We start from the raw sequence: 25,189 nt of genomic DNA, 5'->3' as shown, positions 1-25,189 counted from the left end.
ATGGATGGGAACGAACAGACGTTGAGAATCGACAGCGACATCGATCAGGCCGAGATCAGCACCGGTGCCGACCTGCGGCTCGAGTACCGCGGCGAGCCGTTCACCGGTGAGGTGGTCACGACGGTCGGCGAGCAGTTGCTCTCACAGACGTTCTACGTCGACGGCATCCCGCACGGCCAGGACCGGGAATGGTGGGCCGACGGCGTACCGATGGCGGAGGGCCGGACCGAGCACGGTCGCCCGGTCGGCACCTGGCGCCGCTGGCATCACAATGGTCAGCTGGCCGTCGAGAAGCAGTTCGACAGCACCGGCGATCTGGACGACGTGCGCAGCTGGGACGAAGACGGCAACGAGATCGAGGGAGGGTGATCCGTGACCGATCCTGATGTGAGTTTCACGCTGGCGGCGACGATGTCGACCGCGGCGGCGCCGCAGGGCGATACGGCCGAGCGGACGACGGCGTTGAGTCATCGGATCGCGCGGGAGGTGGCGCGGCTCGGGCCGCCCGGGTGGGTCGAGGTCGAGGCGTCGTTCGCGATGACGGCGGCCGCCGAGATCACGCTCGTCGTGTTCGGTGACGGCGAGGATCGGATCGCGCGGGTGTTCCCGACCGACGAGATCCTGGCGATGTTGCGCGAACATCGCCATCTGTCAGCCTCTTTCGGTGACGGACCGTGGTGGCGATATCTGCTCTCGATGACCAGCGAGGGCCGGATGGACGTCGACTACGACTACGGCGACGAGCCGTTCCCGGACGACCAGCTCTTCCCTCCGACGGTCTACCGCACCGACATGGAGATCTACCCGCGTGAGCGCCTTCCGGTGTGGCTGGCGGCCTACCTGAACCATGGCGACAGACAGGTGCGAACCCCGCGGCTCGCGGCGGAGCAGGCCCGTGCGGACGCGGCGGCAGGCACGGTAGCGACGAGGTCGGCGCCCGATGTGGAATTCCCCGCGTTGCCGGAGATGACGAGCCGGTGGGCGCTGATCGCCGCCGCGTTCGTGGCCGTCGAGTCGGACTTGGGCCCGCGCGCCGCCCCGGCGTTCCTGGTATTCGAGGGCACGAGCCGCGGCGGCGCGACACTGTGCAAGCTGCCCGGTGACCGTGCTGTGCTCTCCGGCGGCGTCTGGGACGCACCGGAACTCGACGCCGCCTACAACGGGGTCGGCACCTTCCCGCAGCTGTACCGCGGTGCCCCGAGCTGGGTCGCCGATGTGGTGCTGAACCGCCGCGCCGCCAACGGCCTGCTCACCTTCTGCTACTGGTGGGAGGGCGGCCACTGGCATCGCGGTGACTCACCGCGCGCCGACGACCTCGCTGGTGCCGTGCCCGGCGTGTGGTCCGCTCAGACCGTCGTCGACGTCATCGCGAGCCGCCTCGGCGACGCCGCCTCGGCCGCCCAGCTCGCCGCGATCCCGGCGCTGGTCCGGGCCGCCGAGCAGTCGTCGATGACCCACGAACTGTTGTCGGCGGTGTTCCCCGGCACCGGTTTCGATGTCGACGGTGCCTGGTTCCAACTCACCGTGGCCGGACTGACCACCGAGCGCCGAGCCGAGGTGGCGGCCGATGCTTGAGCGCGTTCCCAGCGACGATCCACAGTTGGTCATCGACCCGCAGACCGGCCGGGCGACCTACCAGGGCCTTCCACTGAGCGGCATCGTCGTGGAGCGAGCCGCCGACGGCGACATCTCGGCGATGCACTCCTACAAGGACGGTGACCGCTCGGGCACCTGGCAAGGCTGGTATCCCGGTGGAGGCGAGCGCTATAGCGGTGCCTACTTCCGCAATCGCCACATCGGAACGTGGCGGGAGTGGTTCCCCGACGGCAGCCCCGCGGTCGAAGACGACTACACCTTCGCCGGTGAGCAGCGTTCACACAAGCGCTGGGACGAGACGGGCATGCTGGTCGAACACGTCAACGACCGCACGGCCAAGGGCATCGACCCGGATGCCATCGACCTCAACGGGCCCGATGTGGAGGTCGATCAGTTCACGAATGCAGTTGTCGTGGAGGGTGTTCCGTACTCAGGTCAGGCGATCACCCGATCCGTCCCGGACGATGACGAGGCCCCGATCGTGCGCGTGAACACCTACCTCGACGGTCGTCCCGAGGGCCACGGCCGTACTTGGTACACCGACGGCACCCCCAAGAGCGCGGGCATGTTCAGTGCTGGACATCCGGTCGGCACCTGGCAGAACTGGCTCCCCGACGGCACCCCGAGCGAGCCGCTGGAGTATTCCGACGCGGGCAAACTCATCCGATGAAAGGCAATGACGTGCAACTCGCGCCGGTCGCGATGTTCCGGGAGCTCTACGCGGGCGAGCGGGACGAACTGCCATCGATCTACGACGCCCTGACCAGCGCCCTGGAACCCGATCGCCCCGAAATCCTCGACTACATGCGCAAATCCGCGCGCGGTCTGGACGTGATGGAATCGCTGCCCGACCTGTTCGAACCGGGCGCCTACATCGAGGGCGCCCCGTCGCTGCACACCGACGGCACCTGGATCTGGCGCACCGATTCGCTGCGCTACCTGATCCGCGAACCGTTGGCGCTGCCGGTCGAGTTCGTCGAATTCGTGCGGGCGGCCGGCTACGAGCCGACGCCGATCGAGCGCAGTCCGGAACTGAGCGCGGCGGTTCGTGCTTGGTGGTGAGCCATGGGTTGACCAACGGTAAACGAACGAGTTTGTTTGTGTACATATGGAATTCGCTGACACGCCAGTAGAATCGTGTGCGAACCGAACGATTCGGTGGGGTTCGCCGCGCCTGGTTCGTCGGTGATCTGGACGACAGAGGGAGGGCGCCTACATGGCACCGACACCATCAGCTGCGCAGCAGTGGTCGGGACTCAAGTCGGCCGCGTCGGGTGGCCAGCTCTTTCTCGCTCCGAGCGCGCTGACGAATCTGGTCCATGCCTCCAATGACGCTCGGATCCAGGTCAATTCCGTCACGAAGGAGTTGCACCTGATCGACAAGCTGGCGGCGTTCGCCGCCATCTTGCCTTCGGCGAAGGATCTGGCCGACCAGTTCTCCGCCAAGGGTGCCGAACTGCGGGGGATTCTGAAGGACCACGAGGGCATCCTCGACGATATCGGCGACACATTCATGAAGTCCGCCGAGCATTACAAGGGTGAGGACTCCGGCTCCGGCGTCGACATGGCACAGCTGCGCAAGGAGCGTGCGGACAGTAAGACCAAGACCCACAGCCTCGGTCCGCGTGACGCGCCGACGGACCTGAAGACGGGCGGTGGCGGGTCGACTACGGCCCAGCACCCGGATGCCATCATTCCCGGTCTGCTCGCGCCCACGGGCCAGACGCCCGACGGCGGTAGCTACTTCGTCCTGCCCATCGACACCCTGGGCCGGAACAAGGGCCGGGAGGGCAACAAGTGGGGCCTGCCCGCGGCGCTGCTGCAGAACCAGGCGTTCGACAAGGGCAAGGTGAAGGGCGAAGATCCCGGCCATTACACCTACGACCAGTGCGTGACGATCGCCAACTCGATTCTGCAGGGCAACACCCCCCGCGCGGTTGCCCAGGCCTCCGCGGACTGGAGCAAACTCGCCCGCGATCTGCACCTGGGCTTCGATGGTCTGCGCAAGAAGGTCGAAGCCAGCAAGGAGCATTGGACCAGCCCGAACGGTTCGAACGGCGCCGACCGCGCGCAGGGCGCGATGGCGGCCTACGCCGATGCGAACGACACGCTGGTCACCCGGGTCGCCCTGATCGGCGTCGCGCTGGAATACGCGTCCGAATGGCTGTATTCGACGGGGTTCGACATGACGCAGGCGATGGCGCAGACCGGGTCCGCGCCCACGTCGCTCTATGTGACGGAGCCCGAGCAGGAACAGAAAGAGATCAAGCGCCAGGCGGCGATCGGTGTGCTGCGGATGGTCTACGTCCCCGGTGTCAACGCCACGTCGGGCGTGATCGCCCAGCTCCCCGATGCCACCCCGCCGACCACCGGCGGTGGCCCTACCGGCCCCGGTTCCAACAACAACAACGGCGGCGGGACGACGAACGGCCTCGGCGGGGCGACCCAAGGCGGAGGCCGGAAGGGCAACGACCCGGGCAAGAAGCAGCCGCCGGGTCAGGGCGACAAGAACTCACCGGACAAGAAGGATCAGCAGCCGGGCGACAAGGGCGGCGGCGACAAGGGCGGCGGCAACCAGGGCGGCGGCAATCAGGGAGGCGGCCAGGGGTCCGGCGGATCCGGGAGCGGCCTTTCGGGTTTGCAGTCCGGCCTGGCCGCGGCGCAGCAGGCGCTGCAATCGGGTCTCGGCTCGAACAGCTCCGCCGGTCCGGCATCGAGCCTGGCCGGGCTGTCCGGCCTGTCACCGGCGGAACTGGCGGCCGCGGCAGCCAAGAAGACCGGTGCGGCGAGCAAAGGCGGCGGTGGCGGTTCGGGCGCGGGCGGTGGTGGCGCCGCGAAGGCGGCGGGCCAGAACCTCAACGCCTCCAAGCTGTTCCCCCGAGCCAGCGCCGCGATCCCCGTGGCCGACGCGGGCGCACGTGCCGGGATGGCCGCGGGCGCGTCCTCCCCGGGTATGCCGATGGGTGGCATGCCGATGGGTGGCGGCGGCGCCGGCGCGGGCGGTGGCCAGCAGAAGGAACACAAGCGCGCCGACTACCTCGACTCGACCGAACACCTGGAGGAGGCGATCGGTGCCGCGCCGATCGTGGCACGGCCGGTCGTCGAGCAGTGACGGCACCTACCTGGGAGTTCACGGGGCACGAGTTCGACGCGATCTGGGAAGCGGTCGACGAGGGAACCATGCCCGCGCCGTTCGTGTATCGGTGTCCGCCGAGGACATTCGAGGAAGGCGAGTATCAGCGCAAGCAGCTGTGGGCCGAGCTCAGGCAGCGGTGGGGACGCGACCTCGACGACATGATCGAGGTGTTGGTGCGCCCCGATATCCGGGTGGTCGTGCGTGGGTACGGTGGCGGTGACACCGACACCGATCCCGCGCTCGCGGTGCGGCTGCTGGCGGTACGTCGAGGTGATACCGGATACGTGGTGCGGCAGACGCCGGGTGAAACCATCTACGACGCCACCGGATTCACGGTCGCCCAGCACGACGCGCTCAGCCTCGGTGAGGTACTCGCCGACCTGATGCCCACCGTCGGAGGCGGCCGCGAACGCGAGATCGAACTGGCCGAGCCCAGTGCCGCCGAGTTCGACTACGGTTACGGCCGCTCGCTCGTGCAGCACTACGACGACGAGGTCTCGGACAAAGCGACGGCCTTTCGCGAGGCGCCCGACCGTCGGTCGGGAACTGTTGTCATCGAACAGGGTTGGTCGCGGTTCGGCCCGCGCGGGGTGGTGCGGATGTCGATGGGCTGGCGGGATCTGGTCGACGACGGTCGCTATTTCATCGTGCCGGGGGCGCCCACCGTGGCCGTCGGCGCGGACAAACGCCGGGTCGTCGGGCTGATCAACGCGCAGATCGCCGAAGTTGTCAGAGCCATCAGGGATGATCGGTCGTAGGAGGGGAAAAGATGGAAGAGTTTCCGACCGAGTTCACCGCGTCCTCGCTGACCGGTGCCATCGTGGTGCGAACCACGGAACAGGGTCTACCGGTCGGCATCATCGTGGATGCCGACGAGCTGCAACAGGATCCGACTGCGTTGGCGGCCGAGGTGTTGCGGCTGTGTCAGAAGTCGGCGAAGCGTGCCGGGCTGGCGCGGCGCGAACAGCTGGCCGCGGTCGGCTTCGATCCGAAGTTGCTGGCCGCGACCGGCTTACCCACCGAGGCCGAGGTCGCCGCGGCGGAAATCGTCGAAGAGCAGGAATACGACACCGAGCCGCAGAGTTGGCTACGCTCGGTCTGAGACGGAACACGGGAAGGGGAGACCCATGGTCGAGTCGATGGATGAGCTCATCGCCCAGGTACAGGGTCAGCTGTATCGACTGCAGGACCTGCAGGAAGCCACCACCGGAATCCGCGTCGAGGAGACCTCGCCGGACGGCGCGGTGACGGTGGTGGTCGACGGCGCGGGCGCGCTTGTCGGCCTCGACTTCTCGGGGGCGATACGCGGGTTGAGTCCTGCGGAATTCGAGCAGGTCCTGGTGCAGACGGCGCATGCCGCGCTGTACCGCGCCTATGCCGAGCGGGGTGCGTTGGTGACCTCGTTCAACGGCTCCGGCACGTGAGTTTTTACTTTATTTCACCGGCGGGACATGTAGCGCCGGTCGTTATCGGGTAGATAAAGTAACGAAACATCTAGAGCTGTTTCAAGATTGGACTCGAGGCCATGAATCATGTTGCGGTAGTTCCCGATGCAGTTCGTGCCTACGCCGGGGCGTCGGCCACGATGGCCGCCGGTGTCGCACAGGCGGGTGCGGTCGACCAGGCCGCCACCGTCGCCGCGGTCGTTCCGGTGTTCGGGCTGATCGGCCAGGAATTCCTGATGTCGTTCGCGTACGCGCAGACCAACCACCTCACTTCGGTCACCGAGCTCGCCGCGGTGCACGCCGGTACGGCGCTCACCTCGGCGCAAGCCGCCGCTACCTATGAGGGCGCCGACGCGGCCTCCGGACTAGGTATCGGGACGGTCATCCGCTAGCCATGAGTAATCCGGGGGTGTTTTCTACGACGGGGGCGGTTCCAGATCCGTCCGTGCTGGAACTGTTGCGCGGCAGTTCGTTGGCGCCGATGCTCGACCAGCCGGTCGGCGCGGTGCTCGGTTCGATGGGGCTGCCGCAATTGCCGCAGCTGCCAGAGTTCATCGCGCTGCCGGAGCTGCCGCCGCTGCCGGTCATCGATCTGACCGCGCTGATGCAGCCGCTCACGCAGCTGGCTTCGGCGTTCGGCACCGGCCAGCTCGGTGCGACCAGTTCCGACGGCTCGAGCGTCAACCCGGCCGACATGTTGTCGAATGTCGGCACGGTACTGCAGGAGATGATGTCGCTCGGCTCGACCGCGCTGACCACGGTGATGCAGCTGTGGCAGAGCGCGGCGGCGAGCCAGGCCACCGAGAAGGCGACCGCGGCCCAGTCCGACGGCGCCGAGCTCGCGAAGCAGAGCGCGCAGGAGAAGGCGGTGCTCGGCAATGCGGCGGGCACTGTCGCGGTCGGGTCGGCGAAGTTGGCCGCGGTGATCGCGCGGTACTCGGCGACACTGGCACTCGCACCGCTCTACGCGGCGACCCCGGTCGGGCAGGCCGCGTTGGTCGCGGCGACGGTCGAGGCGATCACCGAGGGGCTGGCTATCACGGCCGAGACCAAGGTCGAACTCATCGGGCACAGCGGTGAGATGACCCAGGCCGGGCAGAAGGTGGACGTCACCAACGCGCCGTCCGGGGTCAGCTCGTCGGGGTCGGACTCGATCTCGCAGCTGATGAGTTTGATCTCGCCGCTGGTCAGCACCGCGACCACGGTCACCGAGAAGCTGACTTCGCTGGCGGCACAGACCAGTTCGCTGTCCTCCTCCGATGCGAAGACCACGACCGGCGCCCCGATCTCCGATACCGAGGACGCCGCGAAGACCGCGGGTGCCGGGTTCGGTGGTGGCGGCGGCGGAGTCGGTGGTTTCGGCGGCGGCGCGGCGAGTACCACGACACCGCTGAGCCAGTGGCAGGGTCGCGGCGCGCTCACCAGCGCGGGCGCGGGTGCCGCGCCCGCCTCGGGCGCGACCACTTCCGGTGCCACCACGACCGGTGGCACAACAGGTTCCGCGCCCGGCTACATGCCGATGGGTGCGGGCGCCGGCTTGGCCAGGGGCAGCGACGGCGCGAGCGAGGCGGTGCACAGCCAGCTCGTCACCGGGCATCACGGCGACGAGGTCGTCGGTGAGATCGACGGTGTCTCGGCACCGGTGGTCGGCGCGACCTCGCAGCAGGCGGCGGCGAGCGCCGATGTGCCGCCGGACAAAGAACTCAGTCTCTGACCCAGGTATCGCGAACCACCAGGAGTAGTCATGAGCAACACTTTCGAATTCGACGCCACCGCCGCCGCTAAGGCAGCGAACGCCCTCGACGCGCTGGTAGACCGGCTCGGTACCGAGCTGACCGCCGTCGCACCCGTACTCCAGGTCCCGCCCGCGGGCACCGACGAGGTGTCGGGCCGCGCGGCGCTCACCGCCAACGGTGTCGCCGACGACTTCGTCGGCAAGACCGACAGCGGTGTGCACGAGATGCGCAAGCTGGCCGCCGGTCTGCGCGCGCAGGTCGCCGAGTTCGACCAGATGGAATCCGACAACACGGGTGGCTTCGGTAGCCGATGATCGAACCTCCGCAGCCCGGTTTCACCGGTGTGGTGTGGGAGGCGCGTGAGCCAGAGCGGCTGGCCGTCGACCTCACCACCGGTCCGGGCCCCATCCCGATGGCCGACTCGGCCGCCGCCTGGACGCGGCTGGCCGCGGCCCTCGGTGCGGCCGTGCTCGACTACGAGCAGGTGCTGCGGACCCTGCGTGGGTCCTGGCAGTCCGGTCGCAGTGACGAAGTGTGGGAACGGATCTCGACGCTGCGTGAGTGGCTGATCGAGACTGCCGCGGCGGCCACCGCCAACGCCGCCCGCATGCACGCCCAGGTCCTGGCATACGAGCTCGCGAAGCGGGCCATGCCGGGTGCCACCGAACTGGCGGCGATCAGCGAGATGCAGAAGGCGATCGAGCAGATCGGCGCGGTTCTCGGCGCGCCGGTCAAGGCGATCGCGGCTCAGACCGACGCCGACGCCGACGCGGCGACAGCTGTCGCCTCACGGGTGATGCGCAGCTACGAGGCCGCCACCGAACCGCTGGCCACTCCGTGGCTGCATGTGTCGGCACCGCCGATCGTGCCGGAGGCGGCCCTGATCGCCGAACGTTCCGGCAGCGCGGGCGAGACGGCGGGCGCCGCGGCGGCGACCGCCGGACGTCTCGGCGCGATCGGTGCCATCGTGCTGCCGCCGTTGCCCGCACCGGTCCAAACCGCTTATCGCGCACCGATTTACGCGCAGACCAGCGCTCCGGTGGTGACCGCGACGACGGGCACTCCGGTGGCCGCGCCGGGCGCGCAGGCGGCGCCGATGGTGCCGGGCGCGATGGCGCAGGGCGGCGGTGCCCAGGAAGCGCCCCGGTTCCCGCGCGCCGGACTGGCCTACGAGGAATCCGATCAGCTCGTGACCGAGGGCGAGATCCAGGCCGCGCCCGCGGTGCTCGGTGCCGTCGAACGCTCGGGCCCGCAGACCGGAACCGCGCAGACGGGCGGGCACTCGTGACCACGCTGACCAACGACTCCCTGCTCGCCGTCGCAGACCGCCTCGGTGTGCAGACACTGCCGCTGGTGCTGGCTGTGCGGCCGCAGCAGGACACCATGGAAGCCTGGCAGGCCGCACGTGACAGCGCGGTCGCCGAGCTCGGCGACCGCGGCATCTTCGACGAATACGGTGACGTCGAGCCGGGTCTGGCCGACGCGCTGCACATCCTCACCCAGCCCGATGCCGAGCTCTCCGGCCGGTCCTTCCACGCGACCGAGACCCGCCGGATCTGCTTGGCGCGCCGGGGGAATCGGCACGCGAGCGTGGTCCGCACCGGCCCGGAGTTCGAGATCGCGACCAGCGGCATCGACGGCTCGGCCGCCGAACTGGCCCGCTCGCTGCTGGCCGCGCTGCCCGACTGCGCGCCCGCCGAGGTCGCTGGAACCAGCGTGCCCGCCGACGATCTGGCCCGCCGCCTCGACGCGGCGAACACCACCTCCGACTACGTGGACGCGATGTACGCGCTCGGCATCGACGCGCACGACGCGACAGTTCTCGGCGCGGCCTTCGGCTCCTGCCACGGCTACACCGAGATCGTCGCCGCCGTCCACCACGACGGACTGACCACTCAGGCCCCAGGCGCGGTCGCGGTGTACGACACCGCGCGCGGCCGGATCGTCGTCGCTCCGATGACGGCCCCTGACGGGCGCCTGTGGTCCACCATCACGCCGGGCACCGATCATCGCCTCACCCAGGCCATCGGTGCGCTCCTCGAGGGGCTACCCGGTGGGAGGTGGCAGCCCGATTAGCCAACTCCGCTCCACCCATCAAGAAGGAAAGGTTCGACAATGCCCCCTCAGGGACCAGTAGGCGTAGAAGCCGGTGGTATCGACAAGGTCGTCTCCAATCTCCAGGAAACGATCAGCAACCTGCGTAGCTCCGTCAACGAGATCGACAGCGCCGCCCAGGCAGTGCTGCGCGGTTGGAAGGGCTCGGCCTCCGACGAATTCGTCAAGGTGGCCAAAGCCTGGCACGACGAATCCGAGGACCTCAACAAGCGGTTCGACCTGTTCGAGCAGGCGGTCGGCGCGGGTAAGAACACCCTCGTGAGCATGGACGGGGAAGGTCTCACCGGTGGCGGTGGCGCCGCTTCCTCCTCCGCTCCGCTCACCTCGCTCTAGTACACCGACTCATACCGAAAGGATTCGACGCATGACCATTCTTTACGATCCCGCGGCGATGAACGAACTGTTCAACGATCTGCAGACCTACGGCGGCAAGATGAAGGGCGAGATCGCCGCTCTGGAAGGTGCCGCGAATGACTACAAGGCCAACCTCCAGGGTGAGAAGGCTCAGGCCGGCTTCCAGGACAAGTACGACACCCTGCTGATCAAGGACGGTGGTCTCGAAGACACCCTCCAGCGTCTTGATGCGCTCGCCGCTCAGGTCGAGTCCGCGCTCAACCGCGCGCTCGAGGCCGACGGCAAGGTCGGCGACGGCTTCGCTGACTTTTAAGCAGCATCGAAGAACGGCCCGTGTGGAATTCCGCACGGGCCGTTCGGCATTGGAATCAGCGAGCCGCCAGCGACTCGCCGATGTAGTGCATCTCGTCCGGCGTGGTGACCATCGTGACGGTGGCGCTGCCGGTGCTGGTGCGCACGGTGATCCGGTTGGGCGAGCGCGGGTCCTGGATGAGAGTGACGTCGGGATCGACGGCGTCGGGTTCGCGTTCGGTGGTGCGGACTTCGACGATGGTGGCGCCGCCGAGATGGGTGGTCGGCGCGATGCCGTCGTAGACGAGCACGGTCGTGGTCGGGAACGGCGCCTCCGGTGTCGGCGGGGGTCCGAGCTGGGGTGGCGGGGTGGCGCCGGCCGCGTGCGGGGCGATCGAGAGCAGTTGGGGGGTCGCGAGATTGGCGACCATCGACTGCCAGGCATTGGGGCGGGTGGTGTGGACCACGGCATGCGCGCCGAGCGCGGTGGCCCGCAGGACGACCTGCTGGGCGAGGTCGAGATTGCCGATCACGTCGACGTGGCGGGTGCCCGCGCCGATCAGCGGGACCGCGATGCCCTGGCCGCGTTCGTCGGCGCCGATGAGCTGACCGCAACCGGTGGTCGGCACCGCGATATCGGTGAGCGCGGCGAGGGTGCCCCGGTAACCGTCGCGGCCGGCGAGGTCGTCGGCGGCGCCGAGGGGCAGGGTGTCGAGCAGAATCCGGCGCTGCCTGCCGGGCAGTTCACGCAGCCCCGGTAGCGGTGGCTCGGCGAGTTCCTCCCTGGTGTCGAACCGGACGACGGCGTTGAGCACCACCGTGCCCGCCAGATCGTCGCGGGAACTGCCCGCCCGCCCGCCGGGATGCAGCCGCAGCGTGACAGTGGTCGACAGCGAGGGCGTCGCCCAGATCGCGGCCAGCCCGCCGCTGCTGATCATCGGGGCGGTCAGCTGGTAATGGGTGAGGTGCCTGCCGAGACCGGACAGGCCGATCGCCGTCTCGGCCACCTCGGCGGGTTCGAAGCCGTGGGTGAGCTGACGCAGGGCCGCGTTCATCTCGGTGGCCGTGAGCACCGAGGCCTGGACGTCGCGGGCGGCCAGGCGGTTGGCGACGCGGCGGGTCGCGATGATCACGGTGCGCAGCGCGCCTTCCGCGCCACCGCCGCGCTTGTCGACGGCCGCGGTGTTGCCGAGCGGGTCGAGTCGAAGCACCAGCCAGCAGGTGCGATGCGCGACGGCGGGCAGCGGGCCGAGGATCCGGTCATACAGCTGAGCCGCTGCGCCGGTGCCCGCGGTCCTCGCGCCGGTGGCGATCACATCGATGCTCACCAGCTGGATATCGAATTGCTCCAGGCACTGGGCGATTTCGGTGAGCGGCAGCAGTTGATCGGCGCTGAGCGCACCGCCGCGCAGCAGTGTCAGGGTGTCCGGCGGCGGGTCGATCCGCAGCATGGTGAGCAGCAGGTCGCCGTCCCAGCGCACTCCACAGCCACCGCCTTCGGCCAGCGGCACGTCGAAAGCGGGGGCGCGGTCGAGGGTTTCGGAGCGGGCACCGACGCGGCGCGCGATCCAGCCACCGAAGCGGATCGCGATGCCACGCCCGCGGATCGGGGTCAGCCCGATGAGCAGGACGGCCACGGCCCCACCGATCGCGCCCGGGATCGATTGCCACAGCGCGATGACCACCCACGCGATCGTGGCGGCCAGGACCGCGACGGGCACGAGGGCCCGCAGTGGCAATACACGGAACAACCAGAATTCCGGATCACGTAGGGTGTCGTAGACGTCGCCGCCCCCGCTGGTTTGCTCGGCGTTCACTTGATTGTTCAAACCGCTTGTCCCTGTTCGGTGTACGTCGTTTCATCGGCGAAGCCCGCACCGGCGTTTACGGTACCGTGTCGGCTGTGCCCGCACAGTTGACGACCAAGGCCCAGGTCAACGGTTACCGGTTTCTCCTGCGACGGCTCGATCATGCGCTCGTCCGTCGCGATGTGCGCATGTTGCACGATCCGATGCGTTCGCAGAGCCGGTCACTGATGGTCGGCGCGGTGCTCGGTCTGATCATCGTCGCCGGTGCCGCCATCATGAGTTTCCTGCGCCCGCAGGGTGCGATCGGCGATTCACTCATCGTCACCGGGAAGCAGAGCGGCGCGATGTATGTGGTCGTGGCTTCCGCGGACGGCGGCAAGGCCCTGCATCCGGTACTCAATCTCGCCTCCGCCCGGTTGATCGCGGGCTCGCCGGCGGAACCGAACTCGGTCAAGGACGCCAAGCTCGGTTCGATGCCGCGCGGGCCCCTGCTCGGGATCCCCGGCGCACCCGCCGCGATGCCGGGCTCGGTGCAGGGCGCGCGATCGGACTGGACGCTCTGCGAGACCACCCAGCTGTCCATCACCGGTAGCGCGGCGGGCGCCTCCGGCGGCACCACCACCGTGATCGCAGGCCGACCGGCCCTCGGTGACCGGATCGCCGCGACCGGCCGCGACGACGCGCTCCTGGTCCGCCGCGGCGACAAGACCTTCCTGGTCTACAACGGCCTTCGCACCGAGGTCGACACCGCCAACTCGGTCATCGCCCGCACCCTGAACCTGTCCGGGCAGCGACCACGCCCGATGGGCACCGGCTTCCTCGGCGCGACCACCCAGGTACCGCCGCTCGCGGTGCCGACGATCGCGAACGCGGGCACGCCAGGCCCGGGAAAGCTGGCGAATGTGCCGGTGGGCGGTGTGATCTCGGTGGGCGCCGACAATTACATCGTGCTGGCTGACGGTGTGCAGAAGATCACCCCGTTCACCACCCAGTTGCTGCGCAACGCGGATTCACAGGGGATGCGCGAGATCGCTATCGTCCCGCCGGACTTCCTCGATCGTATTCCGGTGCTGACCACCCTGCCCATCGACGATTTCCCGGTCATGGCGCCGCGGATCCTCGCCCCCGAAGACGCCCCGGTGGCCTGTGTCGGCTGGTCCAAGGCGCCGGGAACCGCGGCATCGCAAGGCAAGTCGCCGGACGGGCCGGACGAGCGTTCGAAGCTCACCCTGCTCGCCGGGCAACGGCTCCCGCTGCCCGACTCGGCCAAACCGGTCTCCCTCGCCACCGCCGACGGCACCGGCGACCGCGTCGACACCGTGTACCTGCCGCCGACCTCGGGCGAATTCGTCCAGGTCACCGGTTCCGACCCGGGTAGCCCGCGCCGCGAATCGCTGTTCTATGTGGCCGACAGCGGCATCCGCTACGGCATCCCCGACGCCGCGGTCGCCGCCGTGCTCGGTCTCGGCGACAAGCCGCGGCTGGCGCCGTGGGCGATCGTCGGGCAGCTGGTTCCCGGCCCGACACTGTCCGTGAAAGACGCTCTTACCAGCTATGATTCGCTGCCGAGCGGGCGCTGATCAGCGCAGCGACTCGGGCAGCTCGCCGACGTTGAGGGTGGCCAGGATGCCCTTGAGCGCGATCTGCATATCGGGTTCCTCGATGCGCATCAGGACGTCGTCATCGATCTCGGCCAGGTCGACGTCGACGTCGTTGGCCAGGCGGAACTCGCGCTCCTCCTCGGCCGCCTCGATGACATTGCGGATGAAGCGACCGTTGCCTGCCAGGTCGACGCCGCGACGCGGCTGTCCGCTCTGATCGGTGCTCTCGACCCCGTACAGGAACGAGCAGGCATCGATGAGCGCGACGCCCGCCGCGTCCGACAGCTGCGAATCCCTACTGCCCGCGATGATCTCGCCGATCTGGCCCAGCTCGTCCGGCGTGTAGGACGGGAACTGCAGGCGCTTGGCGAAGCGCGACGCCAGACCGTCGTTGGCGGCCAGCAGTCGGTCGATCTCGCCGTCGTAGCCTGCGATGATGACCACGAGCCGGTCGCGGTCGTTCTCCATGCGGGCCAGCAGGGTGTCGACGGCTTCACGGCCGAAGGCGTCGCCGCCGGACAGGCCCGTCTGGATCAGGGTGTAGGCCTCGTCGATGAACAGCACGCCGTCCATCGCGGAGTCGATCAGTTTCTCGGACTTGATCGCGGTGCCACCGAGGTTCTGGCTCACGAAGTCGACACGTTTGGCCTCGACCACCTTGTCGGTCTTGAGCAGACCGACACCGCAGTAGATCTTGGCGACCACCCGGGCGATGGTGGTCTTACCCGTTCCTGGCGGCCCGGTGAAGGCCAGGTGCTGGCCGCGCGACTGACTCGAAAGGCCCTTCTCGGCACGGATTTTCGCCAGCTGTGCCGAGGACTGCAACTTCGCGACCTGCGTCTTCACCGAGGCGAGGCCGACCTGCCGGTCGAGCTCGGCCCGCGCCTGCGCGAGCACGGTCTTGGCGCGGTTCTCGGCCTCGGCCTCGTTCATCTGGGCCATGGTCGGCGCCGAGGCGGGGTCCCACTTGTCGGTGCGCGCGTCGATGGATTCGCGGCTGGTCACCGTGATCCGGAAGGTGCGGTCGCGCATCGCGGTGGTGTTGGCGACGAAATCGGGCGCCTGCGAGTAGACCTGCTCGAACAGCGCCTGGGCTTCGCCGTCGTTGCCCATCTCGCGCAGGCAGAGGCCGCGGCTGTGCATGGCGTGTGCTCTGGCGAGCGGAATCGGGCCTGCCTCAGCCTGCTCCATGCGGCGCACCGCCTCACCGAAGAGACCGAGCTGGGCGCAGGCGGTGCCGACCATCACGTGCGCGCCGGTGCCGAGGTACGGGTCGGTCCACTGTGCCGAGCCCGACAGCACGGTCATCACGTCCGACCAGCGCTGGGTGTTGTAGTGCAGGATGCCGCGCACGTAGAGGCAGATGAGGTCGTCGTGGGCGCGATCGGGATCGTCGGTGCGGGCCTTGCGGATTCGGTCGAGCTCGTCGAGCAACTGCTCGGCCTGCGCGTACTCCTTGTCGGTGATGAGCTGGGCGATCCAGGCCAGCCAGATCTCGGTCAGGCTCGACAACGGGTAACTGATGTAGAGACCCGGCTCGAACTTGCCGCTGAGCGCGCGTGGCGTGAGGCCGAGGCGGCGCTGCTCGCGGCCGAGTGAATCGGTGCTGGTGCGGAACAGGTTCGAGAGCACTTCCCTGGTGAGCTCGCCCGCGGCGGCACGGCCGAGCCATGCGTCGCACATCGACGAATCCCATTCGGTCGCGCGCTGGAACGCCAACTGGGCGTACTCGAGATCGCGTGCCGATTCCTGGCCTTCGATCGTCAATCCGAACGAGAGAACGCCTGCGTCGAAAGCACGCTGGGCCTGGCGAATATCTGGCATATGGTGTCGGACCCCGGAATCGTTTCTCTGGTGGATATCTGGCGATTACGGCCAGATTATGTAATGTCAGTGGACGGGTGCAACGGATGAGTCCGACGCAGGCCGTTGTTCATCCCCGGTGTGGAAGTTGTTCGCCCTCGGTGTGTTCGACCGTACCTGTGTGTTGGTACTGGTGGTGCATGCGGAGAAAGCTCGCGGTCATGGAGGCAGTCCAGGTGGAGACGTCGATACGGTGACCGAAGCGCATGTCGTAACCCATCCTGGCGGCACAAGGGCGTCCGAACCGGAACTGTGCCGGGTCTCGGTGATCGGGGGCGACACCCAACTCGATATCGGTCTGCCCGCCACCGTGCCGATCGCGGCCTTCATCGGCGACCTGGTGACCCTGATCCGCTCCCGTGACCCTCGCCACGGCGACGCCGACGAGGACTCGGCGCCCGTGCAGGCCCAGCACTGGACCCTGGCCCGCCTCGGCCGTGACCCGCTCGCGCCCAGCCGCACGCTCACCGAGGCCGAGGTCTACGACGGTGAACTGCTGGTGCTGAGCCCGGTCTCACCCAAGGAGTCACCCGCACTCTTCGACGACGTGATCGACGCCGTATCCCGGCTCACCGCAGCCGAATTCCGCAGCTGGTCGGGAGCGGCCGCGCGCCGCACCGGGTTGATGCTGGCCACCGTCGCGGTGGTGGCCGCGCTGGTGTTGCTCGCCGTCTCGCGCAGCCACGGTGACCCGCTCATCCCCGCGTTCGCGCTGCTGGGGACCGGGCTCGGCGCGATGGCCGCCGCGGGGATCGCCGCGCGCAAGTACGCCGATCGGATGACCGGGGTCTGGCTGGCGCTGGACGGGTTGTTGCTGCTGTTCGGTGGCGGGGCACTGGCCGTGCCCGGCGAACTCGGTGCGGCGCACCTGCTGCTCGGCTCGGTCGTGGTGCTCGTCGCCGCGGTGCTCGGATACCGGCTCACCGGGGTCGGTGCGAGCTTGTTCGCGAGTGCGATCGCGATGAGTGTGATCGCCGCCGTCGCGGCCTCGGTCTACCTCGGCTGGCATCCCGGGCTGCCGAAACTGTTCGCCGGAGTGCTGATCGGCGCGCTGGTGTTGTTGTCGTCGGTGGCCAGGCTGGCCGCCGTCGCCGCGCGATTGCCGATTCCGCCGGTCCCGACCGCCGGTGGCGCGATCGACCCGGCCGACCACGAGCAGCGCCCGACCATCGAGGGCATCGGCGCGATCGGCGCGGTGGCGCTGCCGTCGGCGGCAGGCCTCGGTGAACGAGCCCGCATCGCCAATCAGGTGCAGACCGGGCTGATCGCGGCCTACGCGGTCGCCGCGGCCATCGGCGCGTTCGGCGCCGCCGACCCGTTCGGGACGCTGCATTCCGGTGGCGTCGCGCTGGCCGTGGTGACAGCGATCGTGCTGTGCCTGCGCGGCCGGTCCTTCGCGGACCTGGTGCAGGCGGCGATCCTGATCGCGGCCGGTGCGCTGATCGGGTTGAGCGTGGTGTTCGGACTCGGCATCGGCCACAGCTCCTTCGAATTCACCGCTGCCGCACTGCTTGTCGGTGCGGCGGTCGCGGTGGTCGTGTTCGGGGTGATCGGCCCGCACGTCGAGGTGACGCCGGTGACCCGGCGGATGATCGAGATCTTCGAGTACCTGCTGATCATCGCGCTGATCCCGCTGGCACTGTGGGTGATGGACGTGTACTCGACCGCTCGGAACCTATGAGCCGCGGTCGCCGCACAGTCCGGATCACCGCGGCGTTCGCGCTGACCGTGTTCGCCTCGGTCGCGCCCGCCGGTGCGATCGCGCCACCCAAGATCGACCCGGGCGCGCTCGGCGCGGCACAGGCGCTGAGCGGGCGGCCCGCGCCACTGGAACCGACCGAACAGCGGGAGCTGTGCGCGGAACCGGTGTTGCGTGGCAGCCCGCCGTCGGAGCCACCGATCTCGCAGCGGGTGCTCGATCTGCCCGCCGCCTGGCAGTTCAGCCGGGGCGCGGGCCAGAAGGTCGCGGTGATCGATACCGGGGTGAACCGGCATCCACGCCTGCCCGCGCTGCAACCGGGCGGCGACTACGTCAGCGACACCGACGGCACCGTCGACTGCGACGGGCACGGCACCCTGGTCGCCGGCATCATCGCCGCTCGGCCCTCGCCCGACGACGCCTTCGTCGGGGTGGCGCCGGACGCGGAGATCCTGTCGATCCGCCAGCTCAGCCTCGCCTACGAACCCAAGGACCGGAAGGGCGAGAAGCCGCCCGGTGAACTGCGCAGCGACGGGTACGGCAGCGTGCTGACCCTGGCCGCCGCCGTCGTCCGCGCGGTCGATATGGGTGCGACGGTCATCAACATCTCCGAAGTCGCTTGCACCCCAGCGGGTTCCGATACCGCCGACGCCACCCTCGGTGCCGCCGTCGCCTACGCCTACGAACGCAATGTCGTCGTGGTCGCCGCGGCGGGGAATGTGGAGACCAGCGGCAGCTGCCAGACCCAGAACGAGGGCAACGGCTGGAGCGCGGTGAACACCGTGCCCACCCCGGCCTGGTTCACCCCGTACGTGCTCTCGGTGGGGTCGGTCGACGCGGACGGCACCCCGTCGGCGCTGTCACTGCACGGTCCGTGGATCGGCGCGGCGGCGATCGGGCGCAACATCGTGTCGCTGGACAGCAAGCCAGGTGGCACCGGCCTCGTCGACGGCGTGCAGACCAGCGAGGGCACCCAGCCCGTCGACGGCACCAGTTTCGCCGCGCCCTACGTCGCCGGCCTGGCCGCCCTGATCCGCTCACGCTATCCCGAACTCAACGCGGCGCAGGTCATCGACCGGATCACCCGTACCGCGCACGCCCCTGGCCGCGGCCGCGACGACGCGATCGGCGCCGGTCTGATCGACCCGCTCGCCGCGCTCACCGACACGCTGCCCGCCGCCGCGATCGGCGTGAACGCCGACGGCCCGCACACGATCGCCGCCCCGGTATCGCCCACACCGACCGACCCGCGTCCGCGCCAGGTGGCGGTGATCGGCTCGCTCACTCTGCTGGCCGCGCTCGGCATCGGCGCCGCGCTCGGCTTCCCGTTCCGATCCCGGCGGCCGGACCTGAATCCGGAATTCGACTAGAGGCAACGATGGCAACCGAAGGTTTCGTCCGTAAACCCCGGATCGCGCCGCCGCGCGCACCCGGTGGCGAGGTCGCGCTGACCCCACCACCGGAGATCGATCGAGCGATTCCGGCGCCGCTGATGATGAAGCTGATGCCGGTCATCATGGTCGTCGCGGTGGTCGGCATGATCGCGATGATGGCCACCATGGGCCGCAATCTGCTCTCCAACCCGATGTCGATGATGTTCCCGATGATGATGCTCATGTCGATGGTCGGCATGATGGCGGGCATGCGCGGCGGCGGCCCCAAGCGCGCGGTGGAACTCAACGAGGAACGCAAGGACTACTTCCGCTACCTCGACCAGGTCCGCAAGGACGTGCGCGGCACCGGAACCAAACAGCTCGACACCCTCATCTGGAGCCACCCCGAACCCGCCGACCTGCCCTCGCTCATCGGCAGCCGCCGGATGTGGGAGCGCCGCCCCAACGATCCCGACTTCGGACACATCCGCGTCGGTGTCGGCAGCCACCGCCTCGCCACCAAACTGGCCCGCCCCGAGACCGGCCCGCTCGAAGACCTGGAGCCGGTGTCGACGGTCGCCCTGCGCCGCTTCGTGCGCACCCACTCGGTGGTGCATCAACTGCCGACCGCGGTGTCGTTGCGCGCGTTCCCCGCGATCAATATCGACGGACCCGACGATGACGCCCGCGAACTCGTGCGCGCGATGCTGATGGAACTGACCACCTTCCACGGTCCCGACCACCTCGCCGTCGCCATCGTCTGCGCCGACCCCGATCTGCACTGGGGCTGGGCGAAATGGCTTCCGCACGTGCAGCATCCGAATCAGCGCGACGGGCTCGGCTCGGCCCGCATGCTCTACACCTCGCTCGGTGAGTTCGAGTCGGCGCTGTCGTCGGAACTGCTCGAACGTGGCCGCTTCATGCGTAACCCGCAGCCGACGCAGGGGCGTGTGCACCTGGTCGTCGTCATCGACGACGGGTACATCAGCGGCAACGAGCGCCTGATCAGCGAGTCCGGCCTCGACTCGGTCACCGTGCTCGACCTCACCGCGCCCGAGCACGGACTGGCCGCGCGGCGTGGGCTGCAACTGGTCGTCGAGGACGGTGCGGTGTCGGCGCGCTCGGCTGCGGGCGTCGAGCGGTTCGCCACCGTCGACACCGTCAGCGTGGCCGAGGCCGAATCCTTTTCCCGCGCACTGTCTCGCTACCGGCTGGCGACGGCCGCGCAGATCGTGAGCCTGGGGGAGGGCACCGCCTCCGACCCCGGCCTGATGGCACTGCTGCGCATCCCCGACGCCGCCCAGATCGATCCGGCCAGGGTGTGGCGCCCGCGCACGGCGCGCGAGCGGCTGCGGGTGCCGATCGGCGTCACCCCGGACGGCACCCCGGTCGAGATCGATATCAAGGAGTCCGCCGAGAACGGCATGGGCCCGCACGGACTCTGCATCGGTGCGACCGGTTCCGGAAAGTCGGAATTCCTTCGCACGCTGGTGCTTTCGATGGTGACCACGCACTCGCCCGACGCGCTGAACCTGGTTCTGGTCGACTTCAAGGGCGGCGCGACCTTCCTCGGCCTCGATTCGCTGCCGCATGTCGCCGCCGTCATCACCAACCTCGAAGAAGAGCTCTCGCTCGTCGACCGTATGAAGGACGCGCTCGCCGGTGAGATGAACCGCCGCCAGGAGCTGCTTCGGTCGTCGGGCAACTATGCCAATGTCACCGACTACGAAAAGGCGCGCGCGGCAGGCGTTCCGCTGGATCCGCTACCCGCGCTCTTCGTCGTGGTCGACGAGTTCTCCGAACTGCTCTCGCAGAAACCGGATTTCGCGGAACTGTTCGTGATGATCGGCCGACTCGGCCGCTCGCTGCACGTGCACCTGCTGCTCGCCTCGCAGCGACTGGAGGAGAACAAGCTGCGTGGGCTGGAATCGCATCTGTCCTACCGGATCGGTCTGCGTACGTTCTCCGCCAACGAATCCCGTGCCGTCCTCGGTATCACCGACGCCTATCACCTGCCGAGCGTGCCGGGTGCGGGCTATCTCAAGAGCGATGCGTCCGAACCCTTGCGGTTCAACGCGAGCTATGTGTCCGGACCGTATGTGGCGCCCGCGGGCACCGTCACCGGTGACGACGGGTCACCGGTCGCCGGGCAGCGGCCCGTCGTGTTCACCGCGTCGGCGGTCGAGATCGTCGAACCGGAACCGGTTGAACAGGAAGAGGATTCGCCCCTGCGCGGGCTGCCGGAGCTGCCGCCACCGCCGCCGTCGGGGCCGATCGCCGAAGAAGGTATCCCGGACTCGCTGCTCGATGTGGTCGTCAAACGGCTCACCGGCCACGGCCGCCCCGCCCACGAGGTGTGGCTGCCGCCGCTCGAGGAGTCACCGACCACCGACATGCTGTTGCCGGACCCGGACTGGCGCTCGCCGGTCAACCGGCACGGGCAGTTGTGGATGCCGATCGGCGTCATCGACAAGCCCTACGAGCAGCGCCGCGATGTGCTGACCATCAATCTCGCGGGCGCACAGGGCAATGTCGCGGTCGTCGGTGGTCCGCAGTCGGGCAAGTCCACGACGTTGCGCACCATCATCATGGCCGCCGCCGCGACCCACAGCCCCGAACAGGCGCAGTTCTACTGCCTCGACTTCGGTGGTGGTTCCATGGCGGGCCTGGTCGGGATTCCGCACGTCGGATCGGTCGCAGGCCGACTCGACGGTGACCGGGTGCGCCGCACCATCGCCGAACTGACCAGCCTCATGCGCCAGCGCGAGGAACGTTTCGCCGAACTCGGCATCGAATCGATGGTCGAGTTCCGGCGCCGCAAGTTCTCCGCGCAGGAGGCGAGGCGGGTCAACGGCACTACCGCCGCCCCTGGCGACCTGCTCGCCGCCGACCTGTTCGGTGATGTGTTCCTGGTGATCGACGGCTGGGCCGCCATCCGCGAGGAATTCGATGTTCTCGAGCCCGCTATCAATGCCATCGCGGGGCAGGGCTTGTCCTACGGCATCCATCTGATCCTGGCGGCCTCCCGCTGGGCCGAGATCCGTCCGGTGGTCAAGGACCAGATCGGCACCCGCCTCGAACTGCGCCTCGGCGACCCCGGCGATTCCGAGATGGGCAGGCGCACCGCGCATCAGGTGCCGGTCGGGCGGCCTGGTCGCGGTATGACCCCGCAGCAACTGCACATGCTGATCGCGTTGCCGCGCTTGGACTCCGACTCCGATCCGGGCACCATCGCCGACGGTGTGGCACAGGCTCGCGACGGGTTGACCGCCCTCTACCCCGATCGCCGCGCACCCGAGGTGCGCATGCTGCCGTTGAGCTTCCCGCGCGAACAGGTGATGGACCAAGCCAGGGAGCAGGGCCTCGAGCTCAACGGCCTACGGCTGGTCATCGGCCTCGACGAAGCCGAATTGCAGCCGCTGGTCCTCGATTTCGGCACCGAACCACACTTCATGGCCTTCGCCGATGTGGAATGCGGCAAGACCACGTTGCTGCGCAATATCGTGATGGGCATCGCCGAACAGTCCACCGCGCAGGAAGCGCGGGTGATCCTCATCGACTACCGCCGCACCATGCTCGGCGCGCTCGAGGGCGATCAGCTGGCGGGGTACTCCACGTCGTCGCAGACCTGTGGACCGATGATCGCCGAAGTCGCCGGGTATCTGGCGAAGCGGATTCCCGGCGCGGACATCACCCCCGCGCAGTTGCGGGAACGCAGCTGGTGGAGCGGGCCCGAGATCTATGTCGTCGTCGACGATTACGACATGGTTGTCACCGGTTCGGGCAACCCGTTCGCCCCACTGCTGGAATATCTGCCGCAGGCCCGCGACATCGGCCTGCACCTGGTGGTCACCCGCCGCATCGGTGGTGTGTCACGGGCCCTCTACGACCCGGTCCTCGGTGCCATGAAGAACCTGTCGGTACAGGCACTGGTCATGAGCGGTTCGCGCGACGAGGGAAAGATCATCGGCGAAGTGCGGCCGAGCAAGATGCCACCCGGTCGCGGCACGCTGGTCTCCCGCAGCCGGGGCGTCGAGATGATCCATGTCGCCGACCTGGCGCCGCTGTAGCCGGGACCGCCGTTCAGTCCCGGAGGGAGGCCGCCGAGAGCCTGCACTGCGCGCCCGCGGTGGTGAATGTCGGCGGCAACCGGGGCGGCCACGTCCTCGTCTGCCGTTCGAACAGGGCTTTCGACGGTCCGGTGGCGACCGGCCCCGCGACCCGCGCCAGCGCGAAGCCCGCACGGCGGTAGTAGTCGTGGAGCTCGGTGTTGGTGGTCCAGGCGTCGAGGCGGACCCACAGGCGGTGCTCGTCATCGGCCAGTGCGGCAGCGTGCGCCAGCAGGTGATCACCGACCCGTCGACCCGCGAACCGCAGGTCGACGATCATGAAATGCACGATCACCGACTCGGCCAGCTCCCAGGCCGACCACAGCCCGTGATCGGCCCGATGGTTGACCGTGATCGTCCCCGCGGGCTCACCGTCGACCTCCGCGATCCACGTCTCACCGCGATCCAGTGCCCGCCCGACCGCGCCCGCGAAGATCTCGATCGGCCGCCCGCGGCCCGCCACCGTCCACTGATCCGACCCGCGCGCCGTCAGCCACGACGTGCGCTGGACGCGCAGGCGGCAGATCAGCGGCAGGTCGCCCAGGGTGGCCGGGCGCAGGCGCACCGTCATGGCAGCGCGACGGCCAACCCGGGTGCGATGCCGAGGGTGCGGGCGATGACGTCGGTGCCGGTGGTGTCGCCGAGCTGGTAGGCCAGCTGATTGCGGCCTGCCAGGGAACGGTGGCGGGTGGCGCGGGTGACGCGTTCGTGGTTGGCGCCGATGCGCAGGTGGTCGAGCAGGACGGTGCCGGTGGCGACGCCGAGTACCGCCGCTTCTTCGGCGGTGGCGGCGCGGGCAAGCACGGTATCGCGGTGGGCGGTCTCGCCGTAGCCGCGGTCGGCCAGGCGGCGGGTGGTGCCCTCGGGGATGTCATGGGGGGAGTCGATGCCGGCTGCTTCGGCGAGGTCGCGGGGGTAGAAGCTCACCTCCCACGACCACGGTTCGTGGTCGAGGTACTGCACGACCGTCCGCGCGAGCACCCACGAGTCGGCGGCGACGCCGAGCCAGCGTGCGACTTCGGTGTTCGCGGGTTCCATCCTGGTGCTGAATTGCTTGGACGGTTCGCGGTTGGCCGCGCGCGCGATCTCGGAGAAGATGTCGTGCGCCGACTTGGGCCGATCGCGACGGATGTGGTCGGTGACCACCGATTCCAGCACTTCCTGGTTTCGCACGATGGTGCCGCGGGAAGTCGCTGTGTAGACAAGATTTTCAGCGACCAGCACCTGAATCGCGTTGCGCGAAGTGGTGATCGAGACCTGCATCTGGGCGGCGAGCTCGGAGTGACTCGGCAGGCGATCGCCCGGTTTCCATGTGCCCGCACGGATCTCCTCACGGAGAAGGTTCGCGATCCGGAGATAGGTCGGACCGTCCGCCATCATGCTCCTCGGTAGGTCGTGCAGGTAACGAAGTGTACTCGTATCGGTTACCTACGGCCGAGTAATGCTTGACAGAAAGCTTGCGAGGTTTATTGTAATGAACGTCCTGATCCGGTGCTCTGCGGCGATGACGGCGAGGCAACGTGGCTGGTTCGGAGAGTTCAACAGTTGTAATGGCTTTCCCTGACACAGTGCGGAGTGTCGATACCGCCGGGCACCCGGCTGCTACCGGTCCGTTACCCCTCTCCGACATTCTCGTCCGGGCGTGTCGCGGACATCGGGTGATCGGTGGGCCGCTGCTCTGGTTCGCACGCGATCTGGCCGTGCTGCACGAGAAACGCATTGTCGGGCGCGGGGGACGGGTCGACACCGATCCGGTGGTCCTGCGCGAAATCGACTGTCGACGTAGTGAACTGGTGCTGGCGATCGACGACTGGGTGCTACGGACAGTGCCGCAGCACCGGCTCGGCGCGACGCTGCACACCGAGACCGTCGGCTCGGTCATCGACCGCATGGCCGAGGCTTCGGTGCGAGCGCACCATGCCCTGATGACGTTGGCCGCCAACGACGAGATGCTGCACTGTGCGTGGCACCACCTGGCCGAACTGGCCGACGCCTACGACGACCTGGTGCGTGACATTCTGGCCGGGCGCAGGCGGTTGCCGGAGTGGTGAACCAGCGCCGCG

At 68.7% G+C, this 25,189-nt stretch carries 24 protein-coding genes; 20 read left to right on the top strand and 4 right to left on the bottom strand.

Going from position 1 to position 25,189, the window contains the following annotated elements; all coding sequences use genetic code 11:
• Positions 1–21 precede the first annotated feature (21 nt).
• The 15 genes from ACFWPX_RS20210 to ACFWPX_RS20140 all read left to right on the top strand — a co-directional run bounded on the left by ACFWPX_RS20210 (position 22) and on the right by ACFWPX_RS20140 (position 10,695).
• A complete protein-coding gene (locus ACFWPX_RS20210; RefSeq protein WP_378919092.1) occupies positions 22–369 on the top strand; it encodes a toxin-antitoxin system YwqK family antitoxin in 348 nt (115 codons plus the stop codon).
• A 3-nt stretch (positions 370–372) separates the two neighbouring features.
• Positions 373–1,575: a hypothetical protein gene (locus tag ACFWPX_RS20205; protein ID WP_378928687.1), complete on the top strand. Its 1,203-nt coding sequence runs from the start codon at positions 373–375 to the stop codon at positions 1,573–1,575.
• Positions 1,568–2,266: a toxin-antitoxin system YwqK family antitoxin gene (locus tag ACFWPX_RS20200; RefSeq protein WP_378928685.1), complete on the top strand. Its 699-nt coding sequence runs from the start codon at positions 1,568–1,570 to the stop codon at positions 2,264–2,266. The genes ACFWPX_RS20205 and ACFWPX_RS20200 overlap by 8 nt, the downstream gene beginning before the upstream one ends.
• Positions 2,263–2,658, top strand: a complete 396-nt coding sequence (locus ACFWPX_RS20195; protein WP_378919087.1) for a hypothetical protein — start codon at positions 2,263–2,265, stop codon at positions 2,656–2,658. The genes ACFWPX_RS20200 and ACFWPX_RS20195 overlap by 4 nt, the downstream gene beginning before the upstream one ends.
• Before the next feature lie 154 nt (positions 2,659–2,812).
• A complete protein-coding gene (locus ACFWPX_RS20190) occupies positions 2,813–4,708 on the top strand; it encodes a hypothetical protein (protein ID WP_378928684.1) in 1,896 nt (631 codons plus the stop codon).
• Positions 4,705–5,490: an ESX secretion-associated protein EspG gene (locus tag ACFWPX_RS20185; RefSeq protein ID WP_378919083.1), complete on the top strand. Its 786-nt coding sequence runs from the start codon at positions 4,705–4,707 to the stop codon at positions 5,488–5,490. The genes ACFWPX_RS20190 and ACFWPX_RS20185 overlap by 4 nt, the downstream gene beginning before the upstream one ends.
• 11 nt (positions 5,491–5,501) lie before the next feature.
• On the top strand, positions 5,502–5,834 hold the full coding sequence (locus ACFWPX_RS20180) for a hypothetical protein (protein WP_378928682.1): 333 nt from the start codon (positions 5,502–5,504) through the stop codon (positions 5,832–5,834).
• 25 nt (positions 5,835–5,859) lie between these two features.
• A complete protein-coding gene (locus tag ACFWPX_RS20175; protein ID WP_378928681.1) occupies positions 5,860–6,156 on the top strand; it encodes a YbaB/EbfC family nucleoid-associated protein in 297 nt (98 codons plus the stop codon).
• A gap of 101 nt (positions 6,157–6,257) precedes the next feature.
• The gene (locus tag ACFWPX_RS20170) at positions 6,258–6,569 is read left to right on the top strand and encodes a type VII secretion target (protein WP_378928680.1); all 312 of its coding nucleotides are present in this window, start codon (positions 6,258–6,260) and stop codon (positions 6,567–6,569) included.
• A 53-nt stretch (positions 6,570–6,622) separates the two neighbouring features.
• On the top strand, positions 6,623–7,891 hold the full coding sequence (locus ACFWPX_RS20165) for a hypothetical protein (RefSeq protein ID WP_378928679.1): 1,269 nt from the start codon (positions 6,623–6,625) through the stop codon (positions 7,889–7,891).
• Positions 7,892–7,921: 30 nt separating this feature from the next.
• On the top strand, positions 7,922–8,227 hold the full coding sequence (locus ACFWPX_RS20160) for a PE family protein (RefSeq protein ID WP_378919074.1): 306 nt from the start codon (positions 7,922–7,924) through the stop codon (positions 8,225–8,227).
• Positions 8,224–9,201: a PPE domain-containing protein gene (locus tag ACFWPX_RS20155; protein WP_378928678.1), complete on the top strand. Its 978-nt coding sequence runs from the start codon at positions 8,224–8,226 to the stop codon at positions 9,199–9,201. The genes ACFWPX_RS20160 and ACFWPX_RS20155 overlap by 4 nt, the downstream gene beginning before the upstream one ends.
• Positions 9,198–9,989 carry an ESX secretion-associated protein EspG gene (locus ACFWPX_RS20150; RefSeq protein ID WP_378919071.1) on the top strand — a complete coding sequence of 264 codons (792 nt, stop codon included), beginning with the start codon at positions 9,198–9,200 and terminating at the stop codon, positions 9,987–9,989. Before ACFWPX_RS20155 ends, ACFWPX_RS20150 begins: the two co-directional genes overlap by 4 nt.
• A gap of 39 nt (positions 9,990–10,028) precedes the next feature.
• Complete coding sequence (locus ACFWPX_RS20145) at positions 10,029–10,361, top strand: WXG100 family type VII secretion target (protein WP_378919069.1); 333 nt, start codon at positions 10,029–10,031, stop codon at positions 10,359–10,361.
• A gap of 31 nt (positions 10,362–10,392) precedes the next feature.
• Positions 10,393–10,695: a type VII secretion protein EsxR gene (locus ACFWPX_RS20140; RefSeq protein ID WP_378919067.1), complete on the top strand. Its 303-nt coding sequence runs from the start codon at positions 10,393–10,395 to the stop codon at positions 10,693–10,695.
• Positions 10,696–10,750: 55 nt separating this feature from the next.
• On the opposite strand, the gene eccE is transcribed toward ACFWPX_RS20140, so the two are convergent.
• Positions 10,751–12,502: a type VII secretion protein EccE gene (gene eccE, locus ACFWPX_RS20135; RefSeq protein WP_378928677.1), complete on the bottom strand. Its 1,752-nt coding sequence runs from the start codon at positions 12,500–12,502 to the stop codon at positions 10,751–10,753.
• 74 nt (positions 12,503–12,576) lie between these two features.
• Here eccE and eccB point away from each other — a divergent pair, with 74 nt between their 5' ends.
• Entirely contained in the window at positions 12,577–14,061 is a 1,485-nt protein-coding gene (eccB, locus tag ACFWPX_RS20130; protein ID WP_378928676.1) for a type VII secretion protein EccB, read from the top strand.
• Here the strand turns inward: eccB and eccA are convergent, their stop codons facing one another.
• Positions 14,062–15,906, bottom strand: coding sequence for a type VII secretion AAA-ATPase EccA (gene eccA / locus ACFWPX_RS20125; RefSeq protein ID WP_378919062.1), 1,845 nt, complete (start codon positions 15,904–15,906; stop codon positions 14,062–14,064). It abuts the gene before it with no gap.
• 232 nt (positions 15,907–16,138) lie between these two features.
• Here eccA and eccD point away from each other — a divergent pair, with 232 nt between their 5' ends.
• Genes eccD through eccCa form a run of 3 tightly spaced genes read left to right on the top strand, consistent with a single transcriptional unit; the run spans position 16,139 to position 23,087 of the window.
• The gene (gene eccD / locus ACFWPX_RS20120) at positions 16,139–17,626 is read left to right on the top strand and encodes a type VII secretion integral membrane protein EccD (protein ID WP_378928675.1); all 1,488 of its coding nucleotides are present in this window, start codon (positions 16,139–16,141) and stop codon (positions 17,624–17,626) included.
• Complete coding sequence (gene mycP / locus ACFWPX_RS20115; protein WP_378919059.1) at positions 17,623–19,014, top strand: type VII secretion-associated serine protease mycosin; 1,392 nt, start codon at positions 17,623–17,625, stop codon at positions 19,012–19,014. The genes eccD and mycP overlap by 4 nt, the downstream gene beginning before the upstream one ends.
• Positions 19,015–19,022: 8 nt before the next feature.
• Positions 19,023–23,087, top strand: a complete 4,065-nt coding sequence (eccCa, locus tag ACFWPX_RS20110) for a type VII secretion protein EccCa (RefSeq protein WP_378928673.1) — start codon at positions 19,023–19,025, stop codon at positions 23,085–23,087.
• Between the two features lie 13 nt (positions 23,088–23,100).
• Here eccCa and ACFWPX_RS20105 read toward each other — a convergent pair whose 3' ends face one another.
• Together ACFWPX_RS20105 and ACFWPX_RS20100 are read right to left on the bottom strand one after the other, a co-directional pair.
• Complete coding sequence (locus tag ACFWPX_RS20105) at positions 23,101–23,697, bottom strand: GNAT family N-acetyltransferase (RefSeq protein ID WP_378928672.1); 597 nt, start codon at positions 23,695–23,697, stop codon at positions 23,101–23,103.
• A complete protein-coding gene (locus ACFWPX_RS20100; RefSeq protein ID WP_378928671.1) occupies positions 23,694–24,503 on the bottom strand; it encodes a GntR family transcriptional regulator in 810 nt (269 codons plus the stop codon). The genes ACFWPX_RS20105 and ACFWPX_RS20100 overlap by 4 nt, the downstream gene beginning before the upstream one ends.
• Before the next feature lie 191 nt (positions 24,504–24,694).
• Between ACFWPX_RS20100 and ACFWPX_RS20095 the strand changes: the two genes are divergently transcribed.
• Positions 24,695–25,177 carry a DUF4254 domain-containing protein gene (locus ACFWPX_RS20095; RefSeq protein WP_378919051.1) on the top strand — a complete coding sequence of 161 codons (483 nt, stop codon included), beginning with the start codon at positions 24,695–24,697 and terminating at the stop codon, positions 25,175–25,177.
• Positions 25,178–25,189: the final 12 nt, after the last annotated feature.

It is taken from the genome of Nocardia sp. NPDC058518 (assembly GCF_042719655.1).
Taxonomy (GTDB): Bacteria; Actinomycetota; Actinomycetes; order Mycobacteriales; family Mycobacteriaceae; genus Nocardia.
Note: the sequence above shows the minus strand (reverse complement) of the source record. Positions and strands in the feature narration are given on the sequence as shown.

What these genes read in the sequence shown, in the direction of transcription:
- ACFWPX_RS20200 (WP_378928685.1), top strand. Translation starts at nt 1,568, where the DNA reads ATGCTTGAGCGCGTTCCCAGCGACGATCCACAGTTGGTCATCGACCCG.
- ACFWPX_RS20195 (WP_378919087.1), top strand. Translation starts at nt 2,263, where the DNA reads ATGAAAGGCAATGACGTGCAACTCGCGCCGGTCGCGATGTTCCGGGAG.
- ACFWPX_RS20190 (WP_378928684.1), top strand. Translation starts at nt 2,813, where the DNA reads ATGGCACCGACACCATCAGCTGCGCAGCAGTGGTCGGGACTCAAGTCG.
- ACFWPX_RS20180 (WP_378928682.1), top strand. Translation starts at nt 5,502, where the DNA reads ATGGAAGAGTTTCCGACCGAGTTCACCGCGTCCTCGCTGACCGGTGCC.
- ACFWPX_RS20175 (WP_378928681.1), top strand. Translation starts at nt 5,860, where the DNA reads ATGGTCGAGTCGATGGATGAGCTCATCGCCCAGGTACAGGGTCAGCTG.
- ACFWPX_RS20170 (WP_378928680.1), top strand. Translation starts at nt 6,258, where the DNA reads ATGAATCATGTTGCGGTAGTTCCCGATGCAGTTCGTGCCTACGCCGGG.
- ACFWPX_RS20160 (WP_378919074.1), top strand. Translation starts at nt 7,922, where the DNA reads ATGAGCAACACTTTCGAATTCGACGCCACCGCCGCCGCTAAGGCAGCG.
- ACFWPX_RS20155 (WP_378928678.1), top strand. Translation starts at nt 8,224, where the DNA reads ATGATCGAACCTCCGCAGCCCGGTTTCACCGGTGTGGTGTGGGAGGCG.
- ACFWPX_RS20145 (WP_378919069.1), top strand. Translation starts at nt 10,029, where the DNA reads ATGCCCCCTCAGGGACCAGTAGGCGTAGAAGCCGGTGGTATCGACAAG.
- ACFWPX_RS20140 (WP_378919067.1), top strand. Translation starts at nt 10,393, where the DNA reads ATGACCATTCTTTACGATCCCGCGGCGATGAACGAACTGTTCAACGAT.
- eccA (WP_378919062.1), bottom strand. Translation starts at nt 15,906, where the DNA reads ATGCCAGATATTCGCCAGGCCCAGCGTGCTTTCGACGCAGGCGTTCTC.
- mycP (WP_378919059.1), top strand. Translation starts at nt 17,623, where the DNA reads ATGAGCCGCGGTCGCCGCACAGTCCGGATCACCGCGGCGTTCGCGCTG.
- eccCa (WP_378928673.1), top strand. Translation starts at nt 19,023, where the DNA reads ATGGCAACCGAAGGTTTCGTCCGTAAACCCCGGATCGCGCCGCCGCGC.
- ACFWPX_RS20105 (WP_378928672.1), bottom strand. Translation starts at nt 23,697, where the DNA reads ATGACGGTGCGCCTGCGCCCGGCCACCCTGGGCGACCTGCCGCTGATC.
- ACFWPX_RS20100 (WP_378928671.1), bottom strand. Translation starts at nt 24,503, where the DNA reads ATGGCGGACGGTCCGACCTATCTCCGGATCGCGAACCTTCTCCGTGAG.